We start from the raw sequence: 26346 nt of genomic DNA, 5'->3' as shown, positions 1-26346 counted from the left end.
GAAACATGATCCATACCTGAATCAATCGTATCACGTTCATTGACCTGTTGAACAGGATAGAAATTAAATAGCGGTAAAAGTAGAAAATCATTAACAATAACAAAATATGCAGAGATTGAATAGAAATGAATGCGCTATATTTACATATAAATCGTATTTAAGGAGGGGAAAAGAAAATCAGGGTCCGCTGCAAGTGAAAGTTAAAGCGCTTAAACTATTATCTGCGAAAAGAGGGAACGAGAGTGCAAAAGAAGGGTCATTTGAAAAGAAGGCTGCACCAATCCATTTCTTTGTTGCTCGTGCTTATACTGCTGCCATTCCAGATTGCAAATGCTGCACCAGCACCAGATGCTGTCGGTTCAGATTCAATAACCGGTGTAAAGACGATTGCCGAATGGGTGTTTGATGAGGCCGCTGAAAATGTGGGGGTAATCTCGGCTACATACGGCATCTATGAGACAGCTTCTACTTTTCGCAATGTAGGCGGTGTGTTCGAGGATGTGGATGTAAGCAAGAAAGCGATCAGCTATCAGGGCTGGGACAATGGAAACGGGAAAAAGTATTGGCTTGCTACCGTGTCTACAACCGGGTTTGAGAAGATCACCTTATCCTCTGAGCAAAATTCATCCGGGTCAGGTCCGCGTGATTTTAAAGTGCAGACGAGTGTAGACCGACAAACGTGGGAGGATGTGCCGAATACGAATCTTAAAATGGCCGTCTCCAGTTTTGATTGCCCGGGAGATACCTGCAGATTGGTGAATACTCCCCTTCCGAACAGCAATGATCGGGAAATATTATATATTCGCTGGATCGTCAGCTCCGATACCAACACCAGGGGGAATGATGAGGGCATAGGGGGTTCAGGTTCCAGTAGAATCCGAAATATCAAGGTGTCCGGCGAGCCGATCCCGGGGAAAGAACCTGTCATTCCTACCGTAGATCTTGTCCAGCAGCCTTCAGACGGTTCTGGAAATGTGTCTCCCGAAGCTCCCGTTGAAATCAAATTCAACAAGGCCATTGCTCTTGATCCGGGTTATGCTGTCCGATTTGCCGATGAGAACGATCAACCGGTTGATCGGGTTACACTTGAAGTCTTAAACAGAGATACTTTGCGGATAAACCATCCTCCGTTGACTTATGGGAAGTCTTACACAGTAACTATACCCAAGGAGCTTATCAAGGGGGCAGATCTTGTGCCGCTAGTTCGGGAAGTTTCCTGGAGTTTTGGTGTTCAGGATTCACCTCTTGCTCCAAAATCCATCAATATGACATTTAACGGAGATCCAAAGACGAGCATTGCTTTGGCCTGGTACACGGATGCAATGACGGATACCGTGGTACAGGTTATAGAAGCCTCAAAGGTTATGGGGAACATTTTCCCGGAGAACGGGGCTTTGACTTATCAGGGAGAGGCCGAAGAAATTGAGACCTTTATGAGTAAAAGCGACAGAAGTACGAACCATAAAACGAAATTTATTAGTCATAAAGTCATTGCAGACCAGCTTCAACCGGGAACAGCTTACAAATTTCGGGCAGGTAACGGCAAATCAGGTGATTGGAGCTCTATTGGCTCGTTCACTACCGATGCTGCCAGCCACCAGCCTTTCCGTTTTATCGCCGGTTCCGATTCACAGGCTTCCAGCAAGTCTGACTTTGAGCCTTGGGGTGATACCTTCCGGAAAGCAGTTGATTATATAGGCGACCCTAAATTCCTGATCAGCGCCGGAGATCTGGTGGATAACGGTGATTTGGAGGAGCAGTGGCAATGGATGCTCGAAGCAGCCCAGAATCAATTGCTGCAAGTGCCATATGTGCCTGTACTTGGCGGTCATGAGGTCATGGATTATGACGGAGACGAGACGACGCCGAATAACAACTTCTACAACCATTTCAACTTGCCGAAACAGGTTGTTGCGGATACTCATGAAGGCTCTGTGTATTCTTTTGAATACGGTGATGCACTCTATCTTGTCTTCAATTCGCAGTATTCGGGGGCACTTGCAGAGAATGGGAAAGAAGTGGAATGGGCAGATGACCAATTCTGGGACCAGGTGGACTGGATGAAGAGTACGGTCGCCCGCAGCGACAAGAAGTGGAAGTTTGTTACTTTTCACAAAAGCCCCTATGCAGCAGGCGACAACTCTGCACAATGGGAAGACGATCGCGTCCAGTTTTACAAGAAATACCTGATTCCTGCCTTTGACGAGATGGGCATCGATATGGTGTTCGAGGCCCATGATCATATGTATATGAGATCCTTCCAAATGTACAATGATGAAGTTATTCCCAAGGAAAAACTGACATTTGATGGAGAGGGCAATGCACTCAATCCCAAAGGCACGGTCTATCTCATGTCCAATGCATTCGGAAATAAATTCTATTATAAGAACAATCAATATGAACTGGATGAGAATGGAGAACCCCGCGAGATTCAGGACGAAAACGGGAATCCGGTTCCTTATGATGATTACTTTGCAGCCGTCGACGAACAGCCGGAGAAGAAGATGTTTACGGATGTTTCCATCACAGACCGGGTGCTTTCCTTTACAGCATATACCGCAGCCGTAGCGGATGAGAATCAGCCGGACACCGTTGGCGACGGCCTAAAAGCATATGACAAGTATGGGATCAAGCGAACGGACACCAAGCCGGACCCGGCTGAAGCGGTGAAGGTGAAATTGAACGGCAGCAAGGCGGTTCTGACCTGGAGTGCACCTTCCGCAAGTACAGAACCTGTAAGAGGATTCCGGATTTATGAGAAGAATGACAAGGTGAAGACACACTGGAGTATATATGTGCCAGCAGCGGAAGGTCAAACGGAATACACCTACACGGTAGATGATATCAATCCTGCGAAAAAATATGAATTTATTGTCAAAGCGGTCGGCATAAGAATCAATTCAGATCCGGTCGAAGTCAGTACAATCGAAGGTCCAAGCGAGTCGGAGCCGCCTTCAGCACCTTCAGATTTAAAAGGAACTGCGGTTTCTCCTTACCAAATCAACTTGAAATGGACGGCATCGGCCGGCAATATTCAGGCAGCGGGCTATAACGTATACCGCAACGGCAGCAAGGTCGGCACGACGAAGGAAATATCCTACGGCGATACCGGGTTAACTCCGGATACGGCCTATAGTTATACTGTGAAGGCCTATAATGCAGAAGAGAAGGAATCGCTGGCGAGCAATACCGTTCAAGTAAAGACCAAACCTTCATCCACTGGAGAGGGTGTCCATAAGGCATTTCCGCAGCATACGTCTTATGTGGCCGGCTCCATTAAGCCGAATCACTTGACTCAGGCCCAACTGGACGCTACGGTGGGCAGATTATATAACGAGTGGAAAACAAAATATCTGAAACAAAATCCATATCAGTCAGACCAGTATTACGTGTGGTATAGCGACGGAGATTGGTTTGAGAATAACGAGATTACAGTTTCAGAAGCGCATGGCTACGGAATGCTGATTACCGCTTTGCTCGTGGGTCATGATCCGGAGGCTAAGAAGTATTTTGACGGGATGTATCGTTATTTCAGAGCACATCCAAGTGAAATCAATCCCGATTTAATGGCATGGCAGCAAGCAGATACCGGCACCGAAATTATTGATATCAATGGTGTGGATTCGGCAACCGACGGCGATATGGATATTGCTTACGCTCTTCTGCTTGCCGACAGCCAATGGGGCAGCAGCGGGGAAATTAACTACTTGTCCCAGGCCAAAAAGGTAATCAACGCTATTATGAAAAGCGATGTCAACCATTCCGAGTGGACATTGAAATTGGCGGATTGGGTCAGCGACAATGATTCCATGTTCGGCAATGCTACACGTCCTTCCGATTTTATGCTGCAGCATCTGAAAGATTTTAAAAATGTATCCGGAGACCTCAATTGGGATCGTGTTACCGATAAGACTTACAACATCATTAATAGTTTGTATGAAAATTACAGTCCCAAAGCCGGTTTGTTGCCGGATTTTGTATTCAAGGATGATACGGATGGGCAATACAAACCAGTAAGCCAGAAGATATGGGATACCCCGGATGGATACTTCCTGGAATCGGAAAATGACGGGGATTACAACTACAACTCTTCCCGTATTCCCTGGCGGATCAGTACGGATTATCTCCTGACAGGTGATAACCGGGCTAAAGAGCAGCTCAGCACGCTGAACCGCTGGATTCGGGCCAAGGCGGATAATGATCCGGCCAAGATCCTTGCGGGATATAAGCTGGACGGCACGGAAGCAATCAATGATTATGCAGACACATCCTTCTCCGCACCGATGATGGTCAGCGCCATGATCGATTCATCCAATCAGGAGTGGCTGAATAAATTATGGGATTATAATGCGGCTGTTTCCACCGAAGACGATTTATATTTTGGCAATAATCTGCGTCTGCTCAGCATGATTGTGGCATCCGGCAACTGGTGGACACCAACCATCGTTGATACTGAGGCTCCCATGGAACCAACAATAGAGAGAGCGGAAGCGGTATCCAGCTCTGTCATTGATCTAAAATGGACACCTTCCACGGATAATTTGGGAGTAACGGGATACAGGATTTACCGCAATGACGTTGAAATCAAGACCCTGGAGGCAACAGAATACAGAGATAGCGGTTTATCTGCGGATACCCAGTACAAATACTATATTATAGCTGTTGATGCAGCAGGAAATACGTCCAAGATAAGCAATGTGAGAATCGTATCTACATTAAAGGCCAGCGGGGACGGTAGCTCGGGCAACGGCGGAGGTGGTAACCCGACTCCAACGCCAACGCCGGCAGCTCCGAAGCCAAGTGAAGGTCCGTCGACAACACCGGCACCAACACCGGTACCAACACCGGAACTGCAGCCCAAGAAACCTGTTTTCAGTGATATCGGCAGTTATTTGTGGGCCAAAGAGGCTATTGAAGCACTGGCGGCTAAAGGTATCGTTCAGGGAACGTCGAGTACTTTCTTTGAACCGGGCGCCAAGATGAAAAGAGCGGACTTTATATTGCTTCTGGTCAGAGCGTTTAATTTAAAGGCTGGTTTTGAAGTGAGCTTTGCGGATGCCGATCAGGACGCATACTATTATGAAGCGCTGGGAATCGCCAAACAATTGGGCATTGCCAGCGGAGTCGGCGGCAACAGGTTCAATCCGGGAGCAGAGATTTCCCGGCAGGATATGATGGTATTCATCGTAAGAGCATTGCAGAAGTCAGGAAAATTAGCAGAGGCCGGTTCCATCTCCGACCTTGGCAAATTTGCGGATGCTTCCAAAGTGGCTAATTATGCCGTGAAGGCAGCAGCCGTACTAGTCAGGGAGGGCATTGTCCTTGGTGACGGGAAATTGCTCCATCCAACGGGAGCTGCAACCCGCGCCGAAACGGCGGTTCTCTTTTACAGAATCATCAATAAATATTATTAATCCAAAAGGCCAACAGCTCATTCCAATGGACCGGGCTGTTGGCCTTTTATTTTCCATTTACACGTCCTGTTGCAATTTTCTAAAGTATCCTGAGTCCGCCAATCCGCTTGTTTAGAGACGTAACTTGCCTTTATATCCTCGGCACCGTCCCGGCTTCTGCCGCATATGCTGTAGCAGGGCGTTTGAGCAAAGGAGACATGAAGGTGCAGAATAAAATAACAAAAGTCCTGCAGCACATGGCCCATACGCACGAACAGATGGCGCGGATACTAGATGCCGAGCGCCACGTGGCTGTCCGTATGTCGCAAATTGTCCACGATCTGCCAGATGCAGATCCCGGTTTTGACGGTATCAGCGGGATGATCGAAAGCTCAACTCAAGTAAACAAGAATATTATTGCTTACTTGAATGCACTTGCAGATCTGGAAGAAGCGATGGCTGAAGGGGTAGGCAGAGTAATTAAGGAATTGAACGGCCAAGAAGAAGAGTAACGCTATAGGAGCAGGAGGCGGATGATGAGCAGAGAAAAGGCTTATCTGCAAATGCTGGAGTCGACCGCCACTATCCAGTGGAACATTGCAATGATTCTGGAAGCTAAGGCGGTTGAAGCTGAAAAGGTAAAACAGTGGGCACAACATCATATCCACGCTAGAGCTTTCGAATCTCATGAAGAGCAGCTGAAGGAATCCCTCTCCATTCACGAAGTTATCGTGGAAATGGTCGAAGGGCTGACTAAACTGGAGAATGGACTCTACAGCAATTTAAAAGCAGTGCTGGGCAGTGGTGAAGATGATGGTGGCGGGGAAGGTTTTGGAGACATGTCAGGTGATGGATTCAGTTTTGGAGAAGACAGCAAATGAGCGGGGACCGTCTCTCTGAACATGCCGTCAAGCTGGAGATGATCCGCTCCATTTCGCGCAGTCAGGCTGCTTTGGCGGCCATCTTGGAGAGCATCGCCGAATTGACGGGGCAATCTGAGCTGACGGCCCGCAAATTGAGCGACAATATCAGAATCTTAAGTGGGTATCAGAGCGCGATGTGCCGGATGATGTCCGGGATTTCACTACATCAACCGAAACGGGGAATTCCTGCTGCGCCATGGCTGAGCAAGGCATACGCCGTAGGAACCTCCAGAGATCATGGAGCACAGGAGGAATAGAAGCATGAAGAAAAAGAGCCTTAGAACATTACGTTCAGGCAGAACCCGCAGACGCACACTACTGCTCTCGCGGAAAACGAAAGTGCGTAGAGGTCTAGCCCGCAAACCCCGCAGAGGACTTTCTCGGAAAGTCGTTCGTTATGGAAAGACGAAGAAGGGGCTTTTGGTACGAAAGAAAAGAAGACTCCGCCGCAAGCTTGTTCGAAAGGTGAGGGTTATACAAGCACCAGTTCATGTAGTGCCGGTTATCGAGGCTCCACCTGCCCCGCAGGTCATTCCGCTCCCCCCGGACCTTGGCGTTTCGCCGGAAACGCCACCGGCAGACGCCTTTCAGCAGGGCTACACCGAAGCATACAACGTGGGGTTCGACGCCGGTTTCGCCAAGGGTTTCGAGGACGGGCATAAGCTGGAGTTTAATTGAGCAGCGGCAGGTAAGTTAAGAGGAAGGGACCCGGAGATCTAATCTGTGACGCGTTATTCTGATCTTTCGTGTCCCTCAGCTTAGAGGGACTGCATCCTCTCTGGAATCATCCTACTATCGGAATTTGTCTCCGAATATGATAGACTTCTAAAACGAGAATCTATTCAGAGGTTTTCAGATGTCGATAAGAAAGAGGGGATAGCAGGATGCAAGTAGGAAATGGGATCAGAAAAGCTAGACAGAATGAGATCGAAGAGATCATGGAATTGATCTCAAAATGTGTACAAGTTATGCAGGCCGCTGGAAGCGACCAGTGGGATGAGAGCTATCCGAATAAAGAGATTATCGAACTGGATATCGCACAGGGTACCTTATATGTATGTGAAGAAGATAAAGCTATCGCGGGTATTCTTGTACTGGATGAGAATGCTTCTGAGGAATATAAGAAGATCGAGTGGAAGCAAAATCAAGGGCCACATCTGATTATGCATCGTTTAGCAGTTCATCCACATATTCAGGGAAAAGGGATTGCGACTAGGCTAATTGCTTTCGCGGAGGATTACGCAGCGCGTAATGGTTACACAAGTATTCGGCTGGATACTTATGCGAAGAATACTAGAGCATTGGAAATCTATCCTCGCCTTGGTTATGACCATAGAGGTGAAGTGGGTTTTCCGAACCGCACGGCGAACTTTCCAGTATTCGAGAAGGTGTTGAAACCGGAACGTAGTTAGGAATCTTCAACATAAAAAAAGGTTCAGAGGGTTAACCTCTGGACCTTTTTTCTTTATTCCCTTAACGGCATGTCTGGTATCGAGTATCGGTATTTTTTTGATCCCGGTTAAGGATAAGAAGCCTTCTACCGGATACACCGATCAGGTAACGAACGTTAACGATATCTTCATCGCTCATATCATCAATGGACAGAACTGCTGTAAGGCGTATTCTTGTTGATGTGCGACCCGTAACGGTGAGTCTTCTTGGGATAAAAGCAATGGTTCCTGTATCTCCCGATATTACATAAAGCCTGTTGTTTCTAGAAACGGTTTTTAAATTACAGAACATGGTGTTGCTCATTGTAATGCCCCAATACTTTCTAAAATACGAAATGACCTTAGCTCTGGTACTGAATCTAACCGGCAGACGATAATAATCGGCGCCATCAACGTGGATCACTCTGCGAGAATCGGCAGAATCGTAAACCTCGAACCATACTTTTTCAGCAGCGGCGATGAATGCTTGCAACTCATTTGGGGTTTGAGAAATTGTTGGCATTTGATCTCCTCCTCGCTATTACTTTATTAAAAGCGAAGCTATCGGTTCGGGTGATAGGACGAGTATAAAAAGCGGAACTTAAGAAACATTGATAAGAAGTGTGGGAAATTATAATTAAAGTTAAGTTTTATTACATGTTTGTATAGATAATCATTATTTTTAATTGTGGACAGATCTAATTAAGAAATGCGTGTTAGTTTAAATAACTTTTGTTGACATTAAACCTGTCTTTGTCTTATGATTGATTTATTCAAATTTGGAATAGAATAGCTTCTCTTTTCGTATATCCTTAATAATTGGTTTAAGGGTCTCTACCGGAAACCGTAAATTTCTGGCTACGAAAATATGCTACGGCATATTTTTGTGGTCTTTTTGTGTTACACCGTGAAACGGCAAACGAATGAACAATGAGGGGGATAAGGACAATGGGGAACATTCTGATCAAAAATGCTGAGATCATTACAATGAACAAACAGGAGGAAATTATTGTCGGGGATGTTCGAATTAATGACGATCTCATTGTAGAAATAGGCACTGGTCTGATCCCGCAGGGAGACGAAAAGGTCATCGATGCCACGAACCGTACGTTAATTCCCGGTTTTGTTCAGACGCATATTCATTTATGCCAGACGTTATTCCGTGGGAAGGGAGATGATCTGGAGCTTATGGACTGGCTGCGTAAACGGATTTGGCCGTTAGAGGCAGCGCATGATGAGGAATCCCTTTATTATTCGGCGATGCTCGGTATTGGAGAACTGATTTCCAGCGGAACCACTACGATTGTTGATATGGAGACTGTTCACCATACGGACTATGCTTTTCAGGCCATTGCTAAAAGTGGAATACGTGCTTTGTCCGGTAAGGTGATGATGGATCAAAAAGGAGGAGATGTGCCTGAAGCACTGCAGGAGGATACCGCTTCTTCTTTACAGGAAAGTGTGGATTTGCTTGAAAAATGGAATGGCTATGGCAATGGACGGATTCAATATGCGTTCTCTCCGCGTTTTGTAATATCCTGCACCGAACCCTTGTTAACCGAGGTACGAGATCTCTCCGCAAGGTATGATGTGAAGGTGCACACCCATGCTTCTGAGAATTTAGGGGAGATTGAGATTGTACAGGCGATGACCGGGATGCGTAACATCGTCTACTTGGACCATCTAGGATTAGCTAATGAGCGCTTAATACTGGCGCATTGTGTATGGCTGGATGTTGAGGAGCGGCGCATATTGCGGGATCGTGGAGTTCATGTAAGTCATTGCCCTGGCTCAAATCTGAAACTAGCCTCCGGAATTGCTGATACACCGGGGATGCTCCATGATCATGTGTCACTAAGTCTGGGTGCTGACGGTGCACCGTGCAATAACAATCTGGATATGTTTAATGAAATGCGGCTCGCAGCAATTATTCAGAAGCCTCAACATGGACCTACGACGATGGATGCCCGCAGTGTATTTCGTATGGCAACTATAGGTGGGGCAAAAGCGGTAGGGATGGAAGATAAGATCGGTAGTATCGAGGTGGGTAAAAAAGCAGACCTAGTGCTCCTGAATCTCTTCAATTTCCATACCTTCCCCTCCTATGACGTAGATCCCATCTCTAGAATTGTATATTCAGCTACCCGGGCGGATGTGGAAACCACGATTATCGACGGAGAGATCGTGATGGAAAGTGGTCTGCTGAAGACTGTAGATAAAGAGATTGTTCTGAATGAAGCTAACCGTTCTATTAAAAGATTGCTTAAGCATACTTCGATCGTCTGAAGAATGACCAATCTATAGTTAACAGGGATGTTCCAAAGCCGGAAGGGCAGCGGGGCATCTCTTTTTTGATGGAAGATAATTCTACCATTTTGATAAAAAAAGTAAGTATTGTTATACTAGAACAACCTGATATTTTACAAATTACTAGAATAGATTTGATATTTCGAACAAATGAACATGTAAGAGGGGATTAAAAGTGAAAAAGCAAGGGCCGGATCGCGCCCATTTTTTTATCGTTGTTATATTGTTATGGTTAAAGCTGTTGTTTCTGAGAGTGTTGTTCTTTGATAGAATTGCTTGGGAATGGATTGCAGCGGATGTAGCGCCAGTCCTTTTTATTATGGGGATTTTAACGGTGATTACGCCATCTAGGGTGAGAACAACCGTCTATTGGATATTTAACGGCTTTTTATCGCTGTTGCTGTTCGCAGCCGCTGTATATTTTAATCACTTTGGTTCTGTTCCAACCTACCTGGCCTTATCTGAAATCAATCAGGTATTTCAAGTGAAGGCAAGCGTAGAATCTACCATAAAGAGTATTGATTACTTATTCTTCGTGGATTTTGTCATCTTCACTATCTATGGTTTGATTCGCAGATGGAAACAAGGAAAGACCTACCCGCGTGAACGCTTTAGTTCCCGGAAGACAGGATTCGTGCATGTGGTGGTGATTCTGGTATCCATTATTGGAGGCTTTTCTTTATCGGCATATTCTGTCCACTCTGCACGGGGGATTACAAATGAGCTTGTACAGGCGGAAACTGCCGGATTTCTAAATTATGAAGTCGTTGCTGCGATTAAGATTAATGAAGATAACAATCTCATTGGAACGGGTGATATTAAGGATACGATTGCGAAGGTTGACGCCCTGCAATCTTCCTATCCTTATAGTGACAAGCCGGCGGGTACGACTCCTGGTTATTTTGGCTCACAAAAGGGTAAAAATGTAATTGTGCTACAATTAGAAGCTTTTCAGAATTTCCCACTACATCAATCCTTGGATGGTCAAGAATTGACGCCAGTCATGAATAAGTTAGCGGATGAGGGCTTTTATTTTCCTCATGTTTACCAGCAGATTGGTCCAGGGAATACATCTGACGCTGAATTCATGAGCAATACGTCTATTTATCCGATTGGTACTTTGGCCATGTCTACCGGATTCGGGGACAGAGAATTGCCAAGCTTACCACGACTGCTAAGAGATAAAGGGTATGAGGCATACACCTTCCATGTGAATAAAGTAGGGTTTTGGAATCGGAATGAGCTATATCCGGCGCTTGGGTTTAATGGTTATTATGACAAAGATTATTTTACGAATGATCATTTTAATGCGTTTGGTGCTTCCGATGAACAACTGTATATTACGGGTGTCGAGAAATTGACAGAGCTGAAGAAGAAGGGAACTCCCTTCTACGCACAGATGGTGACAGCATCCAGTCATCATCCTTTCAAAATCCCAGATTCCTTTAAGAAAATCACTGTGCCTGATAATTTGAAGGATACGATGCTTGGTGATTATTTAACTGCTATAAACTATACTGATTATGCCATAGGTACTTTAATAGAAGGTTTGAAAGAAAATGGATTGTGGGATAACACTGTTCTGGTCATGTATGGCGACCACTTTGGTCTGCAGCCTCAGGACGTTCCGCCAGAGCAAGTGGAAAGTGCACTTGGTGTTCCATATGATTCCCGGATCAGTCGCTTTAATATTCCACTCATTGTGCGTGTGCCGGGAATGGAGCAAGGGAAGGTAGTAGAGCGTACGGGAGGACAACTAGATATCCTTCCTACGATAGCTAATTTAATGGGTGTTTCACTACAACAAGAAGGTTATACAGCCTTTGGTCATGACCTGCTCAACATTGATCGTAATGTGTTAGGGATGAGGTATTATTTGCCTTCCGGCTCCTTCTTTAATGATGACATTCTCTATGTCCCTGGAAAAGGATTTGCAGATGGTGAAGCTGTGTCGCTGGATACGCTCAAGCCGGTAACGGACTTCTCGAAATATCAGAGCGATTATGAGTATGTATTGAAGCTAATGAATTTGTCCGACGAATATGTGAAGCTGTTACCACAGAGATAGGGGGAATCATGAAAAAGTTCTGGAAACCGGAGTATCTCGTAAGCCTTGCCGGCTGCGGTCTCATTATTTATCTGCTATTCGTAGGACCTTTTATTGGGGTTGCTGATAATGGAGATTTCCTGCGTATGATGAATACCATCGGTCTGAACTACTATGATACTGCAGCATCGTATACCGACCAGTTTTTTAATTTTAGCCATTCTCGTTTTGCGTATGAGAATTTGTTTAGGGGCTTCTATCCTTCTTCACAGATTTTGATTGTGCTTGTACCGAGGTTGATCGGCGGGCTCATTCATGGCAGTTTTTTTGATGTTAGATTGCTCGGTGCAGTTTACGGTCTTCTTTTACTGGTGGCGACCTGGCTGCTGGTGAAGTACAATGCTCGCGGCTCTTATGTTACGGGGCTGCTGCTAGGTGCAGCTATTTTGTTTGTATTCTATGATATTGGGTATTTGGCATACTTTAACTCCTTGTTTGGAGAACCGGTATCGATGGTGTTTATGCTGTTGACCTTTGCACTGGGGTTAAGACTCACTAGCCAAGAAAAGCCTACGACTAAGGGGTTAACCTTATTTTTTATTGCGATACTGTTTCTGGTCACCTCCAAAATTCAGAATGCGCCGATTGGGATTGCCTTTGCATTGATCTTCCTGCGGTTTATGACGCTTGATGGTGAGCGAAAATGGAGAAAGCTGGCCTTACGCTTTTCGATTGCGATATTTCTGGTATCCATCGTTATGTACGTGACGGCGCCAAAAGAGCTGAAGCATATTAACCTGTATCAGACTGTGTTTTTTGGGATATTAAACGAATCACCAGATGTGAAGGGAGATTTGCAGGATCTCGGATTGCCGGAGCGGTTGGAGGTACTTGCGGGCACGAATTATTTTCAGACCGATACAGTGATCAAACAGGATGATCCTTCGCTGGTACCGGATTTCTACGACCGGGTATCCCATAAGGATGTATTGTTCTTCTACTTAAAACATCCAGGACGGTTAATAGATAATATGGAATATGCTGCTAGTAACAGTATGGCGATTCGTCCTTATTATCTAGGGAACTATGAGAAGAGTGAAAATAAGCCAGCAGGTGCATTATCGTACACTTACAGCGGGTGGAGCGAATTCAAGAACAAGCATATTCCCCATACGCTCGGATTTCTCACTATATTCTATCTGGTGTATTTTGCCGGGGCGGTGTTCCAATATTTCCGTAGTCGGGATGTTCGGGGAAGAGTTGCTGGTGAACTGCTGATGTTATTAGGACTGATAGGGATTTTCTCCTTCCTGGTTCCGATTCTTGGGGACGGAAGGGCTGACATCGGTAAGCATTTATTCTTGTTTAATGTGTGCTTCGATATGATGGTTGTAGTCATGTTCGGATGGGTTGTACACAAGGTAGTGGGAATTGTAAGACGTTAATTTATGGAACAAATCAAACAGCAAGTTTCCGATTATGGAGACTTGCTGTTTTTATTAAAATATAAGAATTTATATGTTCCATGTTGTAAATTATCCTTATACTTCTCGCTTGAATGCTTACCATCCTTATAGGGACGTCGAAGGTGTTTATGCTTGTTCATCCTCTAATAGCTCATGCAGCATACCCTGGCGGTCATTCATAAATGCTTTGGTCACGGTGTAGTGCTCTGTTTCCTCCAAGGCGACAGACCTTATGCCCTCACCTTCTAGAAGAAAAATCTCAGCTCCCGGATAGGACATTAGAATGGGAGAATGGGTCGCGATAATAAACTGTGAATCCTGTTGCACTAGCTCATGCATACGCACCAGCAGAGACATTTGCCGTAGAGGAGATAGAGCGGCTTCCGGTTCATCGAGAATATAAAGACCACGTCCTCCGAAACGATGAACGAACGCTGCGAAAAAAGACTCTCCGTGAGACTGCTCGTGCAGAGACTTGCCTCCATAGGAGTTCTTGATTGGTGGACCAAAACTAGGCTGTTCATCTAATTCATCAATGTAGGAAGCCACATTATAATAGCTCTCCGCGCGTAGAAAAAAGCCGTCCTTCGGACGTCTAACCCCTCTAGCAATTCTAAAATACTCATAGAGACTCGAATGTGAGGAACGAGTGTTAAAAGAGAAGTTAAGTGTTCCACCTTCAGGGTTAAAGCCCCACGCAGCAGCAATTCCCTCTAGCAATGTAGATTTCCCTGTGCCATTCTCCCCGACAAGAAAGGTTACTGGCTTTTGAAAAATAAGCCGATCCAGTGTTCTTACGGCTGGCAGATGAAATGGATAGGCTTGGAATGATGGAACCTGATCACGAAGCAGTTCTGCATGGCGCAAGTACAACGTGGTGTTATTCATAGTGTCCCCCTTGTGAATGCCATAAATAATCATTTCCGCTCAGATATGACGAGATGTAAGTCTCGAGCTAGACCTTTATAGTGTGTGTTCTAAAAGTACGGTTTTCAGCACCGAGAAGATTGAAAGAAGGTAGAAACTGAGGAGCGGAGCGTAGTGGAAGCTACGTGAGCACCGGAAGTTTCGCCTGAATTCAATACTCGATGTCGAGTAAGCTTCTTGGGCTACTTCGTGATCAAAAGCGGACTTTTTGAACAACCTCTTATAGTATACCAGCATCCTGTAAGTGGATGAAATCTTCTAAGGTTCGGGCAAGCCGGGCAAAAGACAGGGGACATCTGCCAATTTAGTTCTAGTAAAGACAGATGTCCATGAGGCGAGTGCTGACTCCGCATATAGTTATACTGTCTTGAGAATACGACGGGGCAGGGTGAAGGCCGTGAAAGCGAGAAAGAGAAAAAAACACAAGCATCCGCGAGAATATCGCGACGGTTATCACGAAGGATATCGTCTTGGCATGTGTGAGGCTGTGCAGCGTCTGAATACTCCAGGGGTCGAAGCTTGCCGACCATTTAAGTTAATGTATGTTCCTCAAGGATTTCAGGCGATCGACACTGGCGTAACGGAGGCGCTGCAGCAGCTTGTAAGTGAGCTTGTAATAAGTACTCCTGAAACGATGCTGGAAACTGCGGCACGGGAAATGCCTGGGGCAGTGCTAGTGATGAATGGGCTTCATGTATTCCCGGAAAATCATTTAGAACAGATTTCGGAGATAAGAAAGCTAGGCATCCCAACCGCCATTTGGTTTGTAGATGATCCTTATTTTACAGAGGACACTTCAGTCATTTGCAAGCATTATGATCACGTATTTACACATGAGCTGGGTTGCGTAGAGTTTTATCAATCCCTTGGGGTGTCATCGGTTCATTATTTGCCACTATGCGTCAATCCAAAGATGTTCTACCCACGGCGTACCGGCCCGCAATATCAGTATGACATTGTATTTATTGGTAATGCATTTCGTAATCGGACAGAGCTGTTCGACGAACTGGCACCTTATCTTAAGGGGAAAAAAGTGCTTATCGCTGGGGGGTTCTGGGAACGCCTCGCAACCTATGATCAACTTACACCTTTTATCAGCAATGGCTTTATCCCACCTGAGGAGACAGCCAACTACTACAGTGGCGCAAAAATAGTCATTAATATTCACCGCCCGTGGGAAGAGGGTCAGGATAACCGGAATAGCTACCGCCTTCCTTCACGCTCCATTAATCCGCGTACCTATGAGATCAGCGCCTGCGGTACTATGCAGCTTACGGATGTTCGTGAGGATTTGGGAAATTATTATCGGCCTGGTTATGATCTGGATACTTTTGGCTCGGCTAAGGAACTGCAGCAGAAGATTGAGTACTATTTGAAGCATGAAAAAGAGCGGCGAATCTATGCTTTACGGGGATTACGGACTACCATGCGAAACCATACATTCACTGCGCGTTTGCCTCATTTGCTGAATGTAATTGCTTCACGTGTATGAAATCTATAACGGGATAAAGGAGCGAGGATTATGAACAATAATGAATTTATTATGCCTACCCCCCCATTACCTCTTACACCTCCGGAGGAAGAAAAGCTGCGTGGTCGTCTGAGTGGTTTTAAGGGGGGGTATGATGAGGGCTATTTACGGGGGCGCCTTGCGATCCTGAATGGTCGATCTGAAGAAGTATTTCCTGTGCGGAATATTCATGTCATGTATGTCGCTTCTGGCAAAGGCTACCCTTACTCTCCTTTAGATGATGCGGTTCTTTGCGCACTACAAAAATTAACAGCTCAAGTCACAATTACGGATGTGCGTCAAAATCTAGTAGAGCTGGCTGCAGCGCAAAGACCGGATCTGGTATTGGTGCTAGACGGTATGGATTTACCTCTTGAGCAGATCGATGCTCTACGCACTAGTGGCATTCGGACAGCTATTTGGCTTACTGATGATCCTTATTACACTGACTTTACGGTCAAGATTGTGGCTCACTACGATTTTGTATTCACACTTGAACGTAATTGTATTGATTTCTATCGGGGACTTGGTTGCCCTGAGGTCCATTATCTTCCTTTTGCTGCTCACCTGGAGCATTACCGTCCTACTACAACACGTTCGTCAGTGAATCGGGAAGTTAGCTTTATTGGCTCCGCCTATTGGAACCGGGTGAACTTCTTCCGTGAGATTCTTCCTGATTTAATGAACTATAACACAGTGATTAACGGAATCTGGTGGGATCGTCTGCCTGAGGCTCCGCTCTACGGTGACCGTATTGAAATTGGCAAATGGATGTCCCCACAAGAGACGTCAGTAGCTTACAGCGGCTCCAAAATCGTCATTAACCTCCACCGCTCGCACATTGATGAAGTGGTTAATAACAATACGCTTTCGATTCCTGCCGTTTCTCCTAATCCACGTACCTTTGAAATTGCAGCAACGGGCACGTTGCAATTAGTAGATGCTAGAGATGATATGGGATCTTTCTACAAACCGGATGAAGAAATTGTGACCTTTGCGAGTCCTCAGGAAATGATGGATAAGATCCGTTATTACTTAACCCATGAGGAGGAACGCCGGGCAATCGCGCTGCGTGCTTTTGAACGGACGCTCAAGGATCACACTTACGCAAAACGTATTCACCAGATGCTAACAGTAATCTACGGCTAGACTTTGGCCCAAACTGGATATGGAAATGTGCGCTTAGCAGGGGACAGGTGTCGTGCCGGCATCTGTTTTTCCTCGATATACTGTAGAACCGGACCTCAGCGTATGCCTGTAACCTGATGAAAAGAAGCTGATGGAGCGGCTTGTATAGCTGAACGGAGGCAAAGGTGGGTTATGGGCTGAGAGGGCGAGGCTCGGGCTAAGCGAATGCTTCCGAAGCGAGTTTTATTGCGAAGTAAGAAACTTGAGCAACGCTTCGTAAAACTAAGCGGATGCTTCCGAAGCGAGTTTTACTACGGAGTAAGAAACTTGAGCAACGCTTCGTAAAACAAAGCGGATGCTTTCGAAGCGAGTTTTACTGCGAAGTAAGAAACTTGAGCAACGCTTCGTAAAACTTTTAGGGAGGTGAATGGCTGCTCCAGGCCCTCGTTAGGGAGCGCCGAAACGCCATGGCTGATAAAGCTACAATCGTCCTCTTTTCACATGTATCTAATACACGCAGTATTACCGGAGCGGAGAAGCTGTTGTTGTTTTTCGCTCAGGAGCTTTCTCCGTACTTTAATTGTATTCTCGTTGCACCACAGGACGGCAAGCTGACTGCTCAGGCTCGAAGCTTCGGAATAAGTGTACAGTTGCTCTCGATTCCTCTTTTATATGGAATGTACACTCCTTATGCAGGGCTCGAGGCAGATGCTCGTAAATTCCAGGAAAGCAGGGAGTACCACGAGTTAACAGACTGGCTGACCTCTCTGCGCCCGGCGTTTATTATTACAAGTACCTGTGTCCATGCTTTGCCAGCAATGGCTGCCAAGTCACTGGGCATTCCGGTGGTATGGAAAATATCAGAGACGATAACAGACAATGAATATACACCCATTAGTGTAGAACTGATTCATCGGAATAGTGATGAGATTCTGGCTATTTCACAAACGGCAGCAGCTTGCTTTCCAGAGGAAGTAAGAGCGGAGAAAGTGATTCAGCTTCCCCCTTCTTGGAATGACAAAGAGATGATGATTGAGGCTTGGAGCAAGCTTCGGGGCGAACGACGGCGAGAGCTAAAGATTAAACCGCAGGAGCAGCTGGTTGGTTATATTTCTTCCTTTATTAATAAGGAAAAAGGATTGGAACATTTTGTGAAAATGGCTGTGCTTGTGTACGCGGTCCATCCTAGTGCGAAATTTGTTGTCATAGGTTCAGCTGGTGACAAAAGCTACTATGATCGGTGTGTCCGCAAGGTAAAGCTCGAGGGTCTGTATACCCGATTTAAATTTGTTGGTTATGCTGAATGCCTTCCATCTGCTTATTGCGCTATGGATGTGCTGGTTGTTCCCAGCCTGATCCGCGAAGGCTTTGGAATGACCGCTTTGGAAGGAATGGCTTTTGGAAAGCCTGTGGTCGCTTACGACTCCGGGGGCTTGCGGGAAATCCTGCACTCAGCAGGCTGCGGCGAAAATCTCGTGCCCGCGTCGGACATTTCCGCGCTGGCCGAAAGAGTCAACGTTATGCTGGCGCAGCCGGGACTGGCGATAACCATAGGCGCCCAAGCGCGGGAGCGAGTCGACGCCGTTTATGGTCCGGCGGCTTATCGGAGCCGCCTACAGGGTCTTGCGGAGATGTGGAGCCTCCGCTATTGCAGCGCACCGCCGGTGCGCGAGGCTGACAGCGTGGTGGAACCACCCGCTGTCCTGCCTGAATTGCCCGCTGCGTCGCCGGCTTTGCCGCGAAGCAAGGGCCTGCCGAGCCGCGTCGCCCGCAAGCGACGCGGCAAAGCCCGGGCGCGCCGGCGAAGCGGGCGCCCGTTGGTTTTACGCCGCGCTGCTCGCAAGCGGCGTAAGGGTTCTGCCCGGCGGCGGAGCACCGCCGGGGGCAAGCGCCGCCGAGCCCGCCGGGGTGGGCGGAGGCGCGCTGCGTAAGTGCCTCGCTTGCCGCGAAGGTGGCAAGCTGAGCGGAAAGAGGGGCATTTATGCTCCAGATTGCCGCGAATTCGGCTAAACGTGCCAAAAGAGGGGTATAAATCCCGCAGATTGTCGCGATTCCAGCCGGAACCGCCAAAAGAGCGGTATAAATCCCCCAGATTGTCTCAATCTGCTATTCTACCAATCCTGCTAAAAGCCCAACCCGCGCTTCTAGCAGTCTCAGTCCACCCGACTGAGCCAAGTCAGACCATCATCAAACAGGCAGGGGAGTGAACTCATGAAGATCATGACGATTTTAGGCACGAGGCCTGAAATCATCCGCCTCAGTGTTATCATTCCGCTTCTCGACGAACATGCTGAGCGGCACATCCTGGTGCATACCGGCCAGAACTTCACCGCCAGTCTCAGCGGCATTTTCTTTGCAGAGCTGGGACTGCGGGCGCCGGATTATGTGCTGCAGGATAAGCAAGCAGGACTCGGCGGCCAGCTTGCCGCCATGTTCGGAGGGCTAGAGAGCATTTTACAGAAAGAACAGCCAGACCGTGTCTTGCTTCTGGGGGATACGAATAGCGCGTTATGCGCGATTTTGGCCGAACGAATGGGTATTCCGGTGGTGCATATGGAGGCAGGCAACCGTTGCTATGACCTAAAAGTGCCCGAAGAGAAAAACCGCCGTGTCATAGATGCCGTTTCGACCATTAATATGCCATATACACAACAGAGCAAAAGACACCTAATCAGCGAAGGCTTCCCAAGCAGACGTATTGTGTTAACAGGAAATCCGATTCATGAGGTCATGACTCATTTTGAATCGAAAATCCAGGCTAGCAGCATTCTGGAGCAGCTGAATCTTACCTCAGGGCAGTATTTCCTTGTAACAGCACATCGTGCAGAGAATGTAGATGATTCAGAGTCCCTTGTACAAATTATGTCAGGTCTTAACGCAGTGGCTGAGCATTTTGGAATTCGTTTAATATGCAGCATTCATCCTCGCACTCGCTCCAAACTAACTGAGCAATTTTCTCTTCCAATGAACCCTCTCGTTGAATTTCATGAGCCCTTCGGATTTTTTGATTTTGTTTATTTGGAACAGCACGCCTTGTGTGCCATCACCGACAGTGGGACCGTACAGGAGGAATGCTGCTTGATGAAAGTACCAACCGTTACGATTCGCAGAACAACAGAGCGTCCCGAAACGGTAGATTGCGGAAGTAACGTGGTGTCAGGTGTTGACCAGAAAAGTATTCTACGTAGCGTCAAGCTGATGGCGGCGCTCCGCCCCGATTGGGAGGCTCCGGAAGGTTACTTGACTCCGGATGTTTCGGTAAAGGTAGTTAAATTTTTGCTTGGAGGGAACCTGCATGTTCAATAATAAACGGATTGTGGTCACAGGCGGCACCGGTTCCTGGGGGCATGAGCTGATTAGGCAACTTCTGCCGCAAAATCCTAAGGAAATCATCGTATTCTCCCGCAGTGAGTCCGCTCAGGTGGCGATGAGCCGGGAGTTCGAGGATCAACGACTCAGCTTTATCATTGGCGATATCCGTGACAAGGATGCGCTGGTCGCCGCGTGCCGTGGCGTTGATTATATCTTCCATTTGGCGGCGCTCAAACATGTTCCGGTCTGTGAGGATCAGCCGTATGAAGCGCTCAAAACCAATGTTGTTGGCACTCAGAATGTAATCGAAGCAGCCATTGTGAATGGCGTCGAGAAGGCCATTTACATCTCAACGGATAAGGCTGCAAACCCGTCGAACTTCTATGGAATGACCAAAGCGATTGGGGAAAAATTGTTCGTCTATGCCAATCTAATTGGCTCAAACACCCGTTTTGTAACCGTACGTGGAGGTAATGTGCTCGGAACGAACGGCAGCGTCGTACATTTGTTCATGAAGCAGATCAAGGACAAGGGACAGGTACGTATTACCGATATGAAAATGACCCGCTTCTTTTTCACACTACGCGATGCGATTACGTTGTTATTTAAAGCTTCTGAGGTTAGCTTAGGTGGAGAAATCTTTGTCATGACGATGCCTACTTGCCGGATTATCGACCTGGCTGAGGTGTTAATCGAGGCCTCTGGAGAGCCGAATGTAAGTATTATCGAGACCGGAATTCGTCCGGGGGAGAAAATACACGAGATTCTAATGAGTGATTTCGAAAGCTTAACAACCGTTGTCTACGATGAACAGTATCTAGTGATTCTCCCTACGCTGAACATGCCAGAGTTAAAGGCACATTATAGCGCTTATCCTCATGTCTCTTTTAATAGTTTCAGCTCCGAGACGAATCTAATGGATCAGGAAGAGATCAAAAGCATCTTGATTCGAGGAGGTTTCCTGCAATGAAGCTGCTTATCCTTGGTGGAAACGGTATGGCGGGGCATATGCTGGCGGATTATTTCCGCCGCCAGGGCAAGCATCACGTCTTCCATACAACCCGGGATAAGAGCGATCTTGGCGGGCTGTATGTAGATGCGAACGATATAGCCGGAGTAGAGAAGCTGGTCGATATCGTCTCCCCTCATTGCATCATTAACGCGATGGGGGTACTCAATCAATTCGCAGAACGTGACAAAATAGGGGCTTACCACGTGAATGGCTTTCTTCCTCACCACTTGTGGCGGATGGCGGAAGCTGTTCATGCAAGACTTATTCATATCAGTACCGACTGCGTGTTTGAAGGAACACGCGGGGGGTACACAGAAGAGGATGTTCCTGATGGAACCTCTGCCTATGCGATTTCGAAAAGTCTTGGCGAGGTGCGGCAACCTGGGCATCTTACGATCCGGACTTCGATTATTGGTCCGGAAATCCGCCCAGACGGCATTGGTTTGATGGATTGGTTTCTGGCACAGCGTGGTCAAGTGTCAGGATACCGCCGGGTGATGTGGAACGGAGTCACTACACTCCAATTAGCTAAGGCAATGGATACGCTGCTGGATTCCACGGTATCGGGGCTGATCCATTTAGCACATCCGAAGCCGGTAAGTAAGTATGAGCTGCTTCAGCATATTCAGGCTGCTTTTCATAAAGAGGATGTGGAAATCATCCCTGAGGATGAACATGTTCAAGATCGAACATTAGTGAATACAAGAACGGATGTTGATTTGCCGTTGCCTTCGTACCCATTGATGCTGCAAGAACTGGCTGACTGGATGAAACAGTCAGAGATGTCCCCATGAAAGGTCAAAAACTACTGATTACCGGGGCTGCCGGATTCACCGGTCGACATGCTGTTCATTTGTTCTTGGCAGGAGGCGCTGAGGTTACCGCTGTGGTGCGTCCGCCATCCACAGCGGGTGCCCTTCCTTCCGCTTTGTTTCCAGAAGGAGTGAAGGTTTATTACTGTGATTTAAGCAATCGGAAGGCTGTAGCTGAGATGATCAAGGAAACTGCACCGGAGGCTGTCCTTCATTTGGCAGGAAACAACTCGGTGCCCGAGTCTTGGCGTAACCCTTTGCTCTTTATGGAGACGAATGTGATGGCAACGTTATATTTGCTAGAAGCCATGCGAAGTCTACCTACCAGTCGAATTCTTGTAGTAGGCTCGCGACTTAAATTCAAACCGGGTGTGGTGGCAGGACCCCCACACCCATATAGCCTAAGCAAAACAATAGAAGAACTGGTGTCTCTGGCTTGGGGGACGCTGTTTAAACAGCCCGTTCTGCTGGCTGAGCCCTGCAACCTAATCGGTCCCGGTCCTTCTACTGGTTTCTGCTCTTTATTGGCACAGCATATTGTTCGTAGTGAAGTACATGTAGGCGAAGAAATCCCTCCCTTTAAACTATCATCTCGCTATGCATTACGTGATTTTTTGGATGTACGCGATGCTGTAAGAGCTTATGACTTTATATTGCGCGAAGGTACTAATGGAACCATTTATCAAATCGACTCAGGGACACAACGGCAACTTGGGGATATTGCGGAGCAACTGATAAGCCGCTCCAGTGCTTCAATTTCGATGGACTGGGGACCAGCACAAGCTGCTCTCTCTATTCCGGTTAACGGAGTGGCGGGGGATAAACTAATAACTTTAGATGCCTTTGCAACACCTGAAGACAATGTATCTTCACTGGGCTGGAAGCCGGGAATTGAGTTTAGTCAGTCCTTAACAGATATTTTGGACTATTGCCGCGTGAACTGGGAAGGACGGATGTTATGAGACCGAAAGTATCGGTAGTGATTCCTTTTTATAACTGCCCTTATATAGAACATGCCTTGCAAAGTGCGCTTTCACAGTCTTGGGAGCCATACGAGATCATCGTCGTCGATGACGGCTCGACCGTTCACACAGATCTGATTAGACCGTATTTTCCACGAATTCATTATTTGGGAAAAAGTAACGGAGGGACTGCCTCCGCACTGAATCACGGCATTTTGCATGCAAGCGGAGACTATGTGGCTTGGCTCAGCTCAGATGACTTATTCTACCGAGACAAAATCAATAATCAGGTGCTGTTCATGGAGCAGAACAACCTGTTCATCTCTTATACCAACTTCAATTTTATTAACGGTCAATCTCAACTAGTTCAGATGAACGCATCGTTATTGTTTCCTAGTCACCTCGATTATTTACGTTGTTTTTTACAGGGGAACCCTATTAATGGCTGCACGGTGATGTTCAAACGAGAGGTATTTGGAGCGATTGGGCTTTTTGATGAATCACTTCCCTATACACATGACTATGATTTATGGTACCGCGCGATTCTGAACGGGTATGCACCTGTGATGCTGAATCAGTCACTCACCGCTTACCGTAATCATGAAGGGATGGGGACGCTTAAGTATTACGATGTCATTATGGCAGAGGCAGCTGCAACCAACGCTCGCTACAAGGGTCCGCTCCAACACTTGATCTCTTCGATGGGGGGGTAAGAAGGTTATGTGCCGGGAAATTGAAGTGAATGACTTTCTACCAATCTTATTGGAGCAGTTGAAATTCTGTGAAAGTATACTGGATATCGGCAGTGGCACCGGTACCCTGCTTGAACAGTATGAAGCCGCAGTTGTCCTAGGACTAGAAATTCACAGACCTTACCTACTGCATCGTGAATATAAATCACCTCACATTATTCCAGTGCATGGTGATGCTAGTCATATGGATAAATTATTTCTTCCTAAGACGTTCTCGGCAGTCACTTTTATCGATTCCATAGAACACTTTGAAAGGAAGGAAGGACAGAGATTACTCGGGATGGCCGAGAGAATCGCCTATAATCGTGTAGTCGTGTTTACACCTCGGGGTTTTTTTCCGCAGGAGGGAACGGACCATTATCACTTGCAAGGAGAACATTATCAAAAGCATCGGAGCGGATGGGAGCCGGAGGACTTTATGGAGCTGGGATATGCTGTAACTGTACTTAAAGGCTTTCATCATGCTCAAAATCCATCGTTTCTTGAGGCGTATGGTGAAGGCCATGCCCCGGTAGATGCCTTATTGGCTTGCAAAACAGTATAAAGAGCGAGCTTCAGGTGAAGGAGGTGAGCGCATGAGTGAAGAACCTAAAGTGTCGGTGATCATTCCTTTTTATAACTGTCCATATGTGGATCTCGCCATCCAAAGCGTCTTGGAACAAAGTTATTCGAACATAGAGATCATTGTAATCGATGATGGATCTACTCTTTGGATGGAGAAGCTTGAGCCCTTCAAGGATAAGATTATTTATATACGAAAAAGCAATGGAGGAACCGCCTCCGCGCTAAACAAAGGTATAGGAGTGGCTACCGGAACTTATTTTGCCTGGCTAAGTGCTGACGATTTATTTCATCCGAATAAAATCAATCGCCAGATGCAAATGCTCAAGAACACAGATACTTTGTTTAATTATACAGCCTATTATTATGTAAACGAGCAGGGTGGGCGGATTTCAGAGACGATAAGTATGATTTTTGACAGCAGGGCACAGTTTATTGAGACCATGATGTTAGGCTGTCCGGTGAATGGAAGTACGGTTCTTCTCCATATGGATATCTTCCGCACAGTAGGGAAATTTAATGAGAAATTGTTGTATACACAAGATTATGATCTATGGCTGCGTATTTTGCCGTATTATACATGGTCTTATATAGAGGAACCGCTGCTTGATTACCGAGTTCATAACGAAATGGGCTCAGTGATTCACAAAGAGGAGCAGAAAAAGGAGATTGTGCAGGTACAAGCAAGACATCGCCGGGTTCTATCACGCTTGTTGCAAAAGGAGAGAGGGAAATGAAATTAATATTTCCTGTTCTAACTCTAACTAGGGGCGGGGCGCAGCGTATGCTCACGGAGCTGGCTAATCGTCTGACAGAAATGGGTCATGAAGTGACGATCCTCTTACCCAGTGATGGTGTCGTAGAATACGAGATGAAATGTAAACTGATCTATGCAAAAGAAGGAGAACTGGCAGCAAGCGATTTTCCTGCAGGAGATGTGATTATATCCAACTTCTATACCACAGTCGAGGTCTCACAGCGGGCAAGTGAAGAGGGGAAAGGCATTCATGTTCGATTGGCGCTTTGTTATGAGCCTACCTTTTTACCTGACAATAGCCGTTCTTTTTCATCGTATAATATTGCATCCAACCTACTGGTTCTATCACACTGGCAACAGGGAGTTGTCCAGATGAACCATGGGATTAAAGGGAGAATCGTACCGATCGGGGTAGGTCCTGTTTTTAAAAATACGAAAATCCGTGATCGTAATAAAAGGCTGGTAATTTCCGCGATTATGCGCAAACCAGAGGGCGGATTCTCAGCTCACCGTGAGCAGGATTATTTACTTCAGCAATTAAACAAGGTTAAAGCCCACCATCCAGAGGTTGAAATATATTTAATTTCTCCTCCCGGAGAACAAGCGGAATCTGCAACGCTACAAGCCCTAGTGAACGACGAACGTTACCAAATAAGAACTCCAGCGAATGATACAGAACTTTGTTTCCACTATAGTGAGAGCGACATTTTTGTAAGTTCGAGTACGTATGATACGGGTTCGTTACCAGGGATCGAGGCTATGCGTTGTGGTGCAGCGCTGGTTACGGTTTACGCCGGTGGGAATAAGGAATATTGTACACATGGTCATAACTGTTTAATGTCCTACCGATTTCAGAATCGGCTTGCAGATGACATTATAACCTTAATCAGAGACCCGTCTTTACGCCAACGATTGGCTCGTAAGGGGGAAGAGGTTTCACAGGATTTCACTTGGGAAAAAAGTACAAGAATATTTCAAAATATGTTATTTGAGATTGTATCAAGAGATCCATCTTAGTATGTCCCAAAATTATCAAAGAACCTTCAA

The 26346-nt window shown here is 46.5% G+C and carries 22 protein-coding genes and 1 riboswitch; of the genes, 20 read left to right on the top strand and 2 right to left on the bottom strand.

Going from position 1 to position 26346, the window contains the following annotated elements:
• Positions 1-242: 242 nt before the first annotated feature.
• The 6 genes from MKY19_RS25210 (at position 243) to MKY19_RS25185 (ending at position 7728) form a co-directional block, all read left to right on the top strand.
• Positions 243-5414 carry a glycosyl hydrolase family 8 gene (locus MKY19_RS25210; protein ID WP_339798448.1) on the top strand — a complete coding sequence of 1724 codons (5172 nt, stop codon included), beginning with the start codon at positions 243-245 and terminating at the stop codon, positions 5412-5414.
• 203 nt (positions 5415-5617) lie between these two features.
• Positions 5618-5905 carry a hypothetical protein gene (locus MKY19_RS25205; RefSeq protein WP_042191504.1) on the top strand — a complete coding sequence of 96 codons (288 nt, stop codon included), beginning with the start codon at positions 5618-5620 and terminating at the stop codon, positions 5903-5905.
• Positions 5906-5926: 21 nt separating this feature from the next.
• Positions 5927-6274, top strand: coding sequence for a restriction endonuclease subunit S (locus MKY19_RS25200; protein ID WP_305953492.1), 348 nt, complete (start codon positions 5927-5929; stop codon positions 6272-6274).
• Positions 6271-6573, top strand: coding sequence for a hypothetical protein (locus MKY19_RS25195; RefSeq protein WP_042130853.1), 303 nt, complete (start codon positions 6271-6273; stop codon positions 6571-6573). Before MKY19_RS25200 ends, MKY19_RS25195 begins: the two co-directional genes overlap by 4 nt.
• Before the next feature lie 4 nt (positions 6574-6577).
• Positions 6578-6994 carry a hypothetical protein gene (locus MKY19_RS25190; protein ID WP_076285968.1) on the top strand — a complete coding sequence of 139 codons (417 nt, stop codon included), beginning with the start codon at positions 6578-6580 and terminating at the stop codon, positions 6992-6994.
• 206 nt (positions 6995-7200) lie between these two features.
• Positions 7201-7728 carry a GNAT family N-acetyltransferase gene (locus tag MKY19_RS25185; protein ID WP_339266977.1) on the top strand — a complete coding sequence of 176 codons (528 nt, stop codon included), beginning with the start codon at positions 7201-7203 and terminating at the stop codon, positions 7726-7728.
• Positions 7729-7789: 61 nt separating this feature from the next.
• On the opposite strand, the gene MKY19_RS25180 is transcribed toward MKY19_RS25185, so the two are convergent.
• Positions 7790-8269: a DL-endopeptidase inhibitor IseA family protein gene (locus tag MKY19_RS25180; RefSeq protein WP_339266975.1), complete on the bottom strand. Its 480-nt coding sequence runs from the start codon at positions 8267-8269 to the stop codon at positions 7790-7792.
• A 259-nt stretch (positions 8270-8528) separates the two neighbouring features.
• A riboswitch (purine riboswitch) is annotated at positions 8529-8627 on the top strand.
• A gap of 67 nt (positions 8628-8694) precedes the next feature.
• Here MKY19_RS25180 and MKY19_RS25175 point away from each other — a divergent pair.
• From MKY19_RS25175 to MKY19_RS25165, 3 genes are all read left to right on the top strand, one after another.
• Positions 8695-10032, top strand: a complete 1338-nt coding sequence (locus tag MKY19_RS25175; protein WP_339798445.1) for a 5'-deoxyadenosine deaminase — start codon at positions 8695-8697, stop codon at positions 10030-10032.
• Positions 10033-10228: 196 nt separating this feature from the next.
• The gene (locus MKY19_RS25170; protein ID WP_339798443.1) at positions 10229-12121 is read left to right on the top strand and encodes an LTA synthase family protein; all 1893 of its coding nucleotides are present in this window, start codon (positions 10229-10231) and stop codon (positions 12119-12121) included.
• 8 nt (positions 12122-12129) lie between these two features.
• Entirely contained in the window at positions 12130-13545 is a 1416-nt protein-coding gene (locus MKY19_RS25165; protein WP_149644976.1) for a hypothetical protein, read from the top strand.
• Positions 13546-13692: 147 nt separating this feature from the next.
• Here MKY19_RS25165 and MKY19_RS25160 read toward each other — a convergent pair whose 3' ends face one another.
• Positions 13693-14454 (bottom strand): AAA family ATPase, encoded by a 762-nt coding sequence (locus MKY19_RS25160; protein ID WP_339798442.1) that lies wholly within the window; start codon positions 14452-14454, stop codon positions 13693-13695.
• A 436-nt stretch (positions 14455-14890) separates the two neighbouring features.
• On the opposite strand from MKY19_RS25160, the gene MKY19_RS25155 reads away from it, so the two are divergent.
• The 11 genes from MKY19_RS25155 to MKY19_RS25105 all read left to right on the top strand — a co-directional run bounded on the left by MKY19_RS25155 (position 14891) and on the right by MKY19_RS25105 (position 26316).
• Positions 14891-15985: a DUF3880 domain-containing protein gene (locus MKY19_RS25155; protein WP_076285974.1), complete on the top strand. Its 1095-nt coding sequence runs from the start codon at positions 14891-14893 to the stop codon at positions 15983-15985.
• A gap of 51 nt (positions 15986-16036) precedes the next feature.
• Entirely contained in the window at positions 16037-17152 is a 1116-nt protein-coding gene (locus tag MKY19_RS25150) for a glycosyltransferase (protein WP_042194464.1), read from the top strand.
• 446 nt (positions 17153-17598) lie between these two features.
• Entirely contained in the window at positions 17599-19062 is a 1464-nt protein-coding gene (locus MKY19_RS25145; protein WP_339243388.1) for a glycosyltransferase family 4 protein, read from the top strand.
• A gap of 280 nt (positions 19063-19342) precedes the next feature.
• On the top strand, positions 19343-20437 hold the full coding sequence (gene wecB, locus MKY19_RS25140; RefSeq protein ID WP_339266963.1) for a UDP-N-acetylglucosamine 2-epimerase (non-hydrolyzing): 1095 nt from the start codon (positions 19343-19345) through the stop codon (positions 20435-20437).
• Positions 20427-21413 (top strand): polysaccharide biosynthesis protein, encoded by a 987-nt coding sequence (locus tag MKY19_RS25135; protein WP_076285977.1) that lies wholly within the window; start codon positions 20427-20429, stop codon positions 21411-21413. The genes wecB and MKY19_RS25135 overlap by 11 nt, the downstream gene beginning before the upstream one ends.
• Complete coding sequence (locus tag MKY19_RS25130; RefSeq protein WP_339266961.1) at positions 21410-22249, top strand: SDR family oxidoreductase; 840 nt, start codon at positions 21410-21412, stop codon at positions 22247-22249. Before MKY19_RS25135 ends, MKY19_RS25130 begins: the two co-directional genes overlap by 4 nt.
• The gene (locus MKY19_RS25125; RefSeq protein WP_339798439.1) at positions 22246-23229 is read left to right on the top strand and encodes an NAD-dependent epimerase/dehydratase family protein; all 984 of its coding nucleotides are present in this window, start codon (positions 22246-22248) and stop codon (positions 23227-23229) included. Before MKY19_RS25130 ends, MKY19_RS25125 begins: the two co-directional genes overlap by 4 nt.
• Positions 23226-23942 carry a glycosyltransferase gene (locus tag MKY19_RS25120; RefSeq protein WP_339798437.1) on the top strand — a complete coding sequence of 239 codons (717 nt, stop codon included), beginning with the start codon at positions 23226-23228 and terminating at the stop codon, positions 23940-23942. The genes MKY19_RS25125 and MKY19_RS25120 overlap by 4 nt, the downstream gene beginning before the upstream one ends.
• Positions 23943-23949: 7 nt before the next feature.
• Complete coding sequence (locus MKY19_RS25115; protein WP_339798435.1) at positions 23950-24525, top strand: class I SAM-dependent methyltransferase; 576 nt, start codon at positions 23950-23952, stop codon at positions 24523-24525.
• 31 nt (positions 24526-24556) lie between these two features.
• The gene (locus MKY19_RS25110; protein ID WP_339798433.1) at positions 24557-25279 is read left to right on the top strand and encodes a glycosyltransferase; all 723 of its coding nucleotides are present in this window, start codon (positions 24557-24559) and stop codon (positions 25277-25279) included.
• The gene (locus MKY19_RS25105) at positions 25276-26316 is read left to right on the top strand and encodes a glycosyltransferase family 4 protein (protein WP_339798431.1); all 1041 of its coding nucleotides are present in this window, start codon (positions 25276-25278) and stop codon (positions 26314-26316) included. The genes MKY19_RS25110 and MKY19_RS25105 overlap by 4 nt, the downstream gene beginning before the upstream one ends.
• Positions 26317-26346 lie beyond the last annotated feature (30 nt).

The sequence above is a fragment of the Paenibacillus sp. FSL R5-0744 genome, assembly GCF_037972555.1.
GTDB lineage: Bacteria > Bacillota > Bacilli > Paenibacillales > Paenibacillaceae > Paenibacillus_AQ.
Note: the sequence above shows the minus strand (reverse complement) of the source record. Positions and strands in the feature narration are given on the sequence as shown.

Bases quoted from the DNA above. Each gene is read 5' to 3' on its own strand.
- MKY19_RS25110 (WP_339798433.1), top strand. From the start codon at position 24,557: ATGAGTGAAGAACCTAAAGTGTCGGTGATCATTCCTTTTTATAACTGT.
- wecB (WP_339266963.1), top strand. From the start codon at position 19,343: ATGAAGATCATGACGATTTTAGGCACGAGGCCTGAAATCATCCGCCTC.
- MKY19_RS25190 (WP_076285968.1), top strand. From the start codon at position 6,578: ATGAAGAAAAAGAGCCTTAGAACATTACGTTCAGGCAGAACCCGCAGA.
- MKY19_RS25120 (WP_339798437.1), top strand. From the start codon at position 23,226: ATGAGACCGAAAGTATCGGTAGTGATTCCTTTTTATAACTGCCCTTAT.
- MKY19_RS25175 (WP_339798445.1), top strand. From the start codon at position 8,695: ATGGGGAACATTCTGATCAAAAATGCTGAGATCATTACAATGAACAAA.
- MKY19_RS25145 (WP_339243388.1), top strand. From the start codon at position 17,599: ATGGCTGATAAAGCTACAATCGTCCTCTTTTCACATGTATCTAATACA.
- MKY19_RS25160 (WP_339798442.1), bottom strand. From the start codon at position 14,454: ATGAATAACACCACGTTGTACTTGCGCCATGCAGAACTGCTTCGTGAT.
- MKY19_RS25185 (WP_339266977.1), top strand. From the start codon at position 7,201: ATGCAAGTAGGAAATGGGATCAGAAAAGCTAGACAGAATGAGATCGAA.
- MKY19_RS25135 (WP_076285977.1), top strand. From the start codon at position 20,427: ATGTTCAATAATAAACGGATTGTGGTCACAGGCGGCACCGGTTCCTGG.
- MKY19_RS25130 (WP_339266961.1), top strand. From the start codon at position 21,410: ATGAAGCTGCTTATCCTTGGTGGAAACGGTATGGCGGGGCATATGCTG.
- MKY19_RS25195 (WP_042130853.1), top strand. From the start codon at position 6,271: ATGAGCGGGGACCGTCTCTCTGAACATGCCGTCAAGCTGGAGATGATC.
- MKY19_RS25125 (WP_339798439.1), top strand. From the start codon at position 22,246: ATGAAAGGTCAAAAACTACTGATTACCGGGGCTGCCGGATTCACCGGT.
- MKY19_RS25200 (WP_305953492.1), top strand. From the start codon at position 5,927: ATGATGAGCAGAGAAAAGGCTTATCTGCAAATGCTGGAGTCGACCGCC.
- MKY19_RS25165 (WP_149644976.1), top strand. From the start codon at position 12,130: ATGAAAAAGTTCTGGAAACCGGAGTATCTCGTAAGCCTTGCCGGCTGC.
- MKY19_RS25180 (WP_339266975.1), bottom strand. From the start codon at position 8,269: ATGCCAACAATTTCTCAAACCCCAAATGAGTTGCAAGCATTCATCGCC.
- MKY19_RS25115 (WP_339798435.1), top strand. From the start codon at position 23,950: ATGTGCCGGGAAATTGAAGTGAATGACTTTCTACCAATCTTATTGGAG.
- MKY19_RS25105 (WP_339798431.1), top strand. From the start codon at position 25,276: ATGAAATTAATATTTCCTGTTCTAACTCTAACTAGGGGCGGGGCGCAG.
- MKY19_RS25150 (WP_042194464.1), top strand. From the start codon at position 16,037: ATGCCTACCCCCCCATTACCTCTTACACCTCCGGAGGAAGAAAAGCTG.